The 7403-nt window shown below is 64.5% G+C and carries 7 protein-coding genes; 4 read left to right on the forward strand and 3 right to left on the reverse strand.

Annotated features, from left to right (window positions below; genetic code table 11):
- The first annotated feature begins 18 nt into the window (after positions 1-18).
- The 3 genes from IYX23_RS02340 to IYX23_RS02350 are packed head-to-tail and all read left to right on the forward strand — an operon-like array spanning position 19 to position 1531.
- Positions 19-783: a heme ABC transporter permease gene (locus IYX23_RS02340; RefSeq protein WP_124739624.1), complete on the forward strand. Its 765-nt coding sequence runs from the start codon at positions 19-21 to the stop codon at positions 781-783.
- Entirely contained in the window at positions 780-938 is a 159-nt protein-coding gene (ccmD, locus tag IYX23_RS02345) for a heme exporter protein CcmD (RefSeq protein ID WP_196391831.1), read from the forward strand. Before IYX23_RS02340 ends, ccmD begins: the two co-directional genes overlap by 4 nt.
- Complete coding sequence (locus tag IYX23_RS02350) at positions 935-1531, forward strand: DsbE family thiol:disulfide interchange protein (protein WP_196391830.1); 597 nt, start codon at positions 935-937, stop codon at positions 1529-1531. Before ccmD ends, IYX23_RS02350 begins: the two co-directional genes overlap by 4 nt.
- A 33-nt stretch (positions 1532-1564) precedes the next feature.
- Here the strand turns inward: IYX23_RS02350 and IYX23_RS02355 are convergent, their stop codons facing one another.
- Positions 1565-2305, reverse strand: coding sequence for a sulfite exporter TauE/SafE family protein (locus IYX23_RS02355; RefSeq protein WP_196391829.1), 741 nt, complete (start codon positions 2303-2305; stop codon positions 1565-1567).
- Between the two features lie 27 nt (positions 2306-2332).
- Positions 2333-2959, reverse strand: a complete 627-nt coding sequence (locus IYX23_RS02360) for a TetR/AcrR family transcriptional regulator (RefSeq protein ID WP_196391828.1) — start codon at positions 2957-2959, stop codon at positions 2333-2335.
- A gap of 214 nt (positions 2960-3173) precedes the next feature.
- Between IYX23_RS02360 and IYX23_RS02365 the strand changes: the two genes are divergently transcribed.
- Positions 3174-6632: an acyl-[ACP]--phospholipid O-acyltransferase gene (locus IYX23_RS02365; protein ID WP_196391827.1), complete on the forward strand. Its 3459-nt coding sequence runs from the start codon at positions 3174-3176 to the stop codon at positions 6630-6632.
- A 77-nt stretch (positions 6633-6709) separates the two neighbouring features.
- On the opposite strand, the gene IYX23_RS02370 is transcribed toward IYX23_RS02365, so the two are convergent.
- Positions 6710-7403: IS110 family transposase (locus IYX23_RS02370; protein WP_196398818.1), on the reverse strand; the 694-nt coding region annotated here is incomplete at its 5' end.

Genomic DNA, 7403 nt, shown 5'->3' on the forward strand with positions numbered 1-7403 from the left:
GGGAGTTTCCGGCGGTCGATGAGCTTTCTGTCCACTTACGCTAATCCAACGCGCTTTCTGCGTTTCGCAGAACGCGCGTTGCCGTGGCTCTCAAGCGCCACGGCGCTTCTGCTCGCGATCGGGCTTTACGGCGCCTTCACGGCGCCGCCCGATTATCAGCAGGGCGAAACCGTCCGGATCATGTACATCCATGTTCCATCCGCCTGGCTCGCCATCTTCGCCTATATCGTGATGACCTCGGCGTCGCTGGGCGTTCTGGTGTGGCGTCATCCCCTCGCCGACGCGGCGCAGAAGACCGCCGCCAGCCTCGGCGCCGCCTTCACCTTCATCTGCCTCGTCACGGGCTCGCTGTGGGGCAAGCCGATGTGGGGCACGTTCTGGGTCTGGGACGCGCGCCTCACCTCGATGCTGGTTCTTTTTCTTCTCTATCTCGGTCTCATCGCCGTCAGGCAGACGATGGACGACACGCCGCGCGGCGCGCGCATCGCGGCGATCATGACGCTCGTCGGGGCGATCGATATTCCGATCATCAAATATTCGGTCGACTGGTGGAATACGTTGCACCAGCCGGCCTCGGTGTTTCGCATTGACGGACCCGCGATCTCCGGATCGATGCTGTGGCCGCTCATCGTCATGGCGCTCGCCGCGACGCTGCTGTTCTCGACGCTGCATATCATGGCGATCCGCAATGAAATCCTGCGCCGGCGCCTCGCGCGCTTGTCGATGCAGGCCGTCCGCGCCGGCGAAGTCGCCGGAGACGAAAGCATGGAGGCGGCGGAATGAGCGGCCACTCGTTCTATATCGCCGCCGCCTATGGCGTGACGGCCGCGACGCTCGGCGTCGTGGCCTTGCGCATCGTCCTCGACTATCGTCGCCTGCGCGCGGCGCTGGCGCGCTTTGGCGCGGCTGGCGCGCGCGATGAAGGAGAAGGCGCGTGAGCGACGCCGTCGCGCCGCGCTCTGCGCTGCGCTTTCTGCCGTTGGCGCTCTTCGCGCTGCTGGCGCTCGTCTTCCTGGTGCGGCTCTTCTCGGGCGACGCGTCGCGCATCCCCTCAGCGCTGATCGGCAAGCCGGCGCCGGATTTCGAGCTGCCAGCGCTTGAAGGACTGGCCGGCGTTCCCGGTCTCTCGACCGAAGATTTGCGCAAGGGTCACGTGAGTCTCGTCAATGTCTTCGCCAGTTGGTGCGGACCCTGCCGACAGGAGCATTCGGCGCTCATCGCGATCGCCGGCGACGAAGCGCTCAAGGCCAAAGGCGTCGAGCTTTACGGGCTCTCCTACAAGGATGAAACGACCAAGGCCTTAGGTTTCCTGGAGGAGGGCGGCAATCCTTTCGCGCGCGTCGGCGTCGACCCTGCCGGCCGCACGGCGATCGACTTCGGCGTTTATGGCGTGCCGGAGACGTTCGTGATCAAGGGCGACGGAACGATCGCTTATAAATTCGTCGGACCGCTGACGCCTTCGGCGATTGCGACGACGCTCATGCCCGAGATCGAAAAGGCGATGGCGGGCAGGGCGGCCACGACGCGCTGAACGCGTAAGGCGCTGAGAATGGGGGCGCTGAGATCAGGGCGCTCTGAGGAAGAGCCCCACTGTGAGCGCCGCGCCGACCACGATGATGAAGATCCGCAGGATTTTTTCATCGATATGATGGATCAGGCGGGCGCCCATGATCCCGCCGATCGTCGCGCCCGCGCTCGTCACCAGCGCCTGTGGCCAGTGCAGATCCGGCGAGAACAGAAAGATCGCGACGGCGGAGGCGTTCATGACGCCGGCCAGAACATTTTTCGTTGCGCTGGCGACGCGCACGCCTTGTCCGGCCATGGTGAGCGCGGCGACCATGAGGAAGCCGATGCCGCCGCCGAAATAGCCGCCGTAAACCGAAATCAGAAATTGCGCGAGGGCTGCGCGCGGCCGGCCGAGATGGCTATGCGTTTCGACGGGCTTGCGGAAGAAACTGCCCCAGGCGAAGACCACCGTCGCAAAGAGCACGAGCCATGGCACGAGACGCGCGAAGAGCCCGCGCGGCGTGCCAAGCAACACCGCCGCGCCGACGGCGCCGCCGACGATGCTGATCACGAACAGCGTGCGCAGCGAAAGCCCATTGGCGCCCCTCGCCAGTTTGCGGCCGGTCCAACCCGTCGCGACCTGCGCCGGAAACAGCGCCACGCATGACGTGATATTGGCGGCCAGCGCGTCCATGCCCGTGAACATCAGGGTGGGAAGCGTGAGGAAGGAGCCGCCGCCGGCAAGCGCATTCTGCGCGCCCGCCCAGGTCGCTACCGCAAACAGCAGAATGAAAGCCATGAGCGCGCCTATGTCAGGTCGCGCGGCTCAAAGCAAGCGGGCCGACTCCATCATCAGCCCATCCGCGAGAATGCGCACGAGCTTTTCGAGCTGCTCATCGAGCAGCTTGGGCGGCGTCTCGGCGATCTTCTCGTCAAGTCCGAGCGCCACGACGCCATGCACAGCCGAAAACAGCGTCCGCGCGAAAGCCGCGCGCGCCAGGTGGTTCGTTCCCGGCAGCAGTTGCGACAGGGGCATGTCAAGCCGATTGAACAGGCGATTGCGGGCGTCCAGGTACCATTGTGGCGGCGCAACGCCCGGCGGCAGGCGATGTTCGAAGAGGGCCCGCCAGCTCGGCTCCTCCCTTCTCGCGAAGTTCAAATAGGTCCGCGCCATGGCCTGCAGCGCCTGCTCGGCCTCGGCGTCTCCCAACGCCGAATTGAGTTCGGCGTCGAGCCGCTCCAGCGTGCGCGCGTTGACGCGCAGGATCAGCTCGTCGAGATCATCGAAGGCGGTATAGATGGCGCCGAGCGCGCAGCCGGCCGCTGCCGCGAGATCGCGCGCCTTGAGGCCGGCGAGGCCCTGCGCCGCGATGATCTCCTGCGCGACGTCGATCAGCCGCTCGCGCGCCTGGCTCCTGCGTTCGACTCCCGCTTCGGACTTTTTCTCATTCAAGGAGCTTCTCCCAACCAGCCTGAACACTGTTCACTTTTCTATTGACGGCAGAGCGAAAGCACTGCAGTCTGCATAATGAACATAGTTCATGGCGAAAGGCTGACGTTCGACCCGATTGCAACGCCGATCGCAACGCCCATTGCAACGCGCCCGACTTGACCGATCCTTAAGGGTGATCGGCGAAAGTCACGACGCACCTCCCGGAAGCTTCGACATGACGCATTCGCTTCTCGCTTCTCGGCGTTTCGCGCCGTTGTTCTGGCGTCAGTTCTTCGCCGCCTTCAACGACAATTTCCTGAAGAACGCTCTGGTGCTCCTGATCTTGGCGCGCGCGGCCGAGAGCGGCGCGTCGCTTGTGACGCTCGCCGGCGCGGCCTTCATCGCGCCGTTCTTTCTTCTGTCGGCGATCGGCGGCGAATTCGCCGACAAATATGACAAGGCGCGCGTTGTGCGCTGGCTCAGCGTCGCGGAGATCGCCGTGGCGGCATTGTCCGCGACCGGCTTTCTGTTCGCCAATATCCCCACGCTCTTTGGCGCGCTCATTCTCTTCGGCGTCACCGGCGCGCTGTTCGGCCCCGTCAAATATGGCATCTTGCCCGACCATCTGACGCGCGAGGAGCTTCCGGCGGGCAATGCGCTCGTCGAGAGCGCGACCTTTTTCGCAATTCTCAGCGGCACGGTCGCCGGCGGCATGGCGTTGCATGTCGGCGACGGGGTGATCCTCGCGGCGGGAGTCATGGGCGTCGCGGCGCTGGCGCTTGGCGCGGCATGGCTGATACCCCCCACGAGGCGCGCCGATCCCGATCTTGCGATCGACGCCAACGTCTTCCGCTCAACCTTCAAATTGCTGCGGCATCTGCACGGTCAAAAAGCACTGCGGCGGCTGGCCGTGGTGACGAGCCTCTTCTGGCTGTTCGGCTCCATCGCGATGTCGCTCACTCCCTCGCTCATCACCCAGACGCTGCATGGCGCGGAGATCCTCGTCAGCATTCATCTGGCGCTGTTCGCGGTCGGCATCGCCGTCGGATCGGGGCTCGCCGCCTTCCTGCTCAAGGGCAAGATCGTGCTGCTGCCCTCTGCCGTCGGCGCGGCGCTCGTCGCTTTTGCGTCCGCTGACCTCGGCCTCGCGCTGCTCCTTTCGACCCCGCCAGCCGCAGCGACGGCGCTGTCGCCGCAAGCTTATTTCGCTCAACCGCTCGCCTGGCGCGCCGCGATTGATCTTTCACTACTCGCGGTCGCGGGCGGACTGATGATCATTCCGTCCTTCGCCGCCATTCAGGCGCAGAGCGTGCCTCAGCAGCGCGCCCGCACCATCGCCGCCGTGAATGTGCAGAACGCCGCCTTCATGGCGCTCGGCGGCGTCGGGGTTGCGGGTCTGCAGAGCCTGGGCGTCTCTTTCGCGGCGCTGCTGATTGGCCTGGCCGTCGTCGCATTCGTCGCTTCGATCTGGATCGTCAACGCGGTCGTCGCGTCGCCTTTGCAGGATCTGCTCTCGATCTATTTTCGAGCCTTCTACCGTCTCGAGGTAAAGGGATTGGAAAATTTCGAGACGGCGGGACCCAATCCGATCGTCGCGCTCAACCATGTGAGCTTTCTCGACGCCGCGGCGATTTTCGCCGTCATGCCAAAGCCGCCGGTCTTCGCCATTGACCGCACGATCTCGAAGACATGGTGGGCGAAGCCGTTTTTGAAATTCATGCGCGTGATCCCGCTCGATCCAGCCAATCCGCTAGGCGCGCGCGCTCTCATCAATGCGGTCAAGGATGGAAACCCGCTCGTCATCTTCCCGGAAGGCCGGCTGACGGTCACCGGCAGTCTGATGAAAGTCTATGACGGGGCGGGGCTGATCGCGGAAAAATCCGGCGCGATGGTCGTCCCGGTGCACATCGACGGCGCCGAGGCGACGATGTTCTCGCGGCTGACGCGCGAACAGGCGCGCCGGCGCTGGTTTCCGAAATTCACGCTCACCGTGCTCGAACCTATTCGCCTCACGGTCGATGATGCGCTGAAAGGCAAGGCGCGGCGGATGGCGGCCGGCGCGGCGCTCTATCAGATCATGTCGGATCTCGTCTTCCGCGCGACCAACGCCGATCGCACGCTTTTCGACGCCGTCGTTGAAGCCGCGCGCACGCACGGGTTTTCGCGCGTCGCTCTCGAAGATCCGATCGCCGGCAAGCTCAGCTATCGCGGGCTGCTGATCGGGACGCGCGCGCTCGCCGGCAAGATTGCGCGCATTGGAAGGCCGGGCGACGCGATCGGACTGATGCTGCCGAACGCCAATGGCGCGGGAATAGCGTTCCTCGCGGTCATTTCGGCCGGCCGGGCGCCGGCGATGATCAATTTCACCGCTGGCGCCGCCAATATTCTGGCGGGCTGCGAGGCGGCGCAGGCGAGGACGATATTGACGTCGCGCGGTTTCATCGAGAAAGCCAAACTCGAAAAGCTTGTCGCAGCGCTCGAAGAGAAAGTTGCGCTCGTCTATCTCGAAGATATGCGGGCGCGCATCTCCTTCGCCGACAGGCTCGACGCGCTCCGACGCTTCCGTAAGCCCGTCGCTCCTCGCAAGGCCGACGAGATGGCGGCGATCCTTTTCACTTCGGGTTCGGAAGGCGCGCCAAAGGGCGTCGCCTTGTCACATCGAAACATGCTCGCCAATGCGGCCCAAGCGGCGGCGCGCATCGACTTCGGACGCACGGACAAGGTCTTCAACGTGCTGCCGATGTTCCATTCCTTCGGTCTGACGATCGGCTTCACGCTGCCGCTGATCTCCGGCGTACCGATCTATCTCTATCCCTCGCCCTTGCATTACCGCATCGTGCCGGAACTCGTTTACGGCTCAAACGCCACGATTCTTTTCGGGACGGACACTTTCCTCGCCGGTTACGCCCGTGCGGCGCACGCTTATGATTTCCGGTCGATCCGTTATGTCGTCGCCGGCGCCGAGCCGGTGAAGCAATCGACGCGCGATCTATGGATGGAGAAGTTCGGCGTCCGCATCCTTGAAGGCTATGGCGTGACGGAAGCGTCGCCGGTCCTCGCGCTCAACACGCCGATGTTCAACAGATTCGGCGCCGTCGGACGCCTGATGCCAGGCGTCGAACATCGGCTCGAACCCGTGCCGGGCGTGGAGGACGGCGGACGCCTCCTGGTGCGGGGTCCCAATGTGATGATGGGCTATCTCAAGATCGATAAGCCCGGCGTGGTGCAGCCGCCGGAGAACGGCTGGCATGATACGGGCGATATCGTCACGATCGACGCGCAGGGCTATGTGACGATCAAGGGGCGCGCCAAGCGCTTCGCCAAGGTCGGCGGCGAGATGGTGTCGCTCGCGGCGATCGAACAGCTGGCGGCGGAACTTTGGCCCGACGCGCTGTCGGCGGCGGCGACCGAGATCGATCCGCGCAAGGGCGAGAGAATCATTCTCATCACGCAGCGGAAGGATGCGACGCGCGCCGATTTCCAAGCCTACGCCAAATCGAAGGGCGCCTCCGACCTGATGATTCCGGCGGAAATCATGCTCGTCGAGCAAGTGCCGCTTCTGGGCTCCGGCAAGCTCGATTTCGCGGCGGTGACCAAAATGGTGCGCGAGCGCGGGCGCTATATTTTGCCCAATCCGCGCCTGCCCAACGGCCTGCAGGGGCGCATCGACGGGAACGCCACGATCTTGGCGTGAAATTCCAAGAATTTACTTCACGCGCGTCGCGGTCCTCGTCCCGCCATTCGGCGAATCCTCAGCGACTGTCTTGGCGATCAAGCGTTTTGTGTGCGCCATGGCTTTGCGTCCCTGATGATGGCGTTAAGGATCGTAAGGAGCTTTCTGGCGACGGCGATGAGCGCGACGATCTTCGGCTTTCCGCTGTCGACGAGTTTGTCGCGGAAGGCCTTGAGGACGGGGTTGTGACGGGCGGCGACCATGGCGCCGAGAAAGAGCATGCTGCGCACGGTCTTGCGGCCGCCGCCGATGAAGCTCTTGCCGCGCCATTGACCGGATTGGCGGGTGTAGGGCGCAAGGCCGGCCAACGCCGCGATTCGCCTGCGGTCGAGCGCGCCAAGTTCCGGCAGTTCGGCGATCAGCGTGCGCGCAATCACTGGCCCGACGCCGGGAACGGAGGCGAGCAGATCTTGCTTTTCGGCCCAGGCGGGCGTGCCGCGCATATAATCGTCGATCTCGCCGTCGAGTTCGGCGAGTTCCTTTTCGAGCGCCTTGCGCAGGCGTGCGATGCTTTTCTTCAGGCGTTTGTCGGCGCGCCGCTCGCGCTGGCCTTCCGCCGCCATCATCTCGACGATCTGACGCCGTCTGGCGACAAGATCGGCGAGAAGCTGCGTCATTTCGTCGGGCAGCGGACGCGCGGCGGGTCGCGTCGCTTGCGCGAAGCGCGCGATGACCGCGGCGTCGATCGGATCGGTCTTGGCGCGCCGACCAAGCGCCTGCGCAAAGTGACGC

This window comes from Methylocystis sp. L43 (assembly GCF_015709525.1).
In the GTDB taxonomy this organism is placed as follows: Bacteria; Pseudomonadota; Alphaproteobacteria; order Rhizobiales; family Beijerinckiaceae; genus Methylocystis.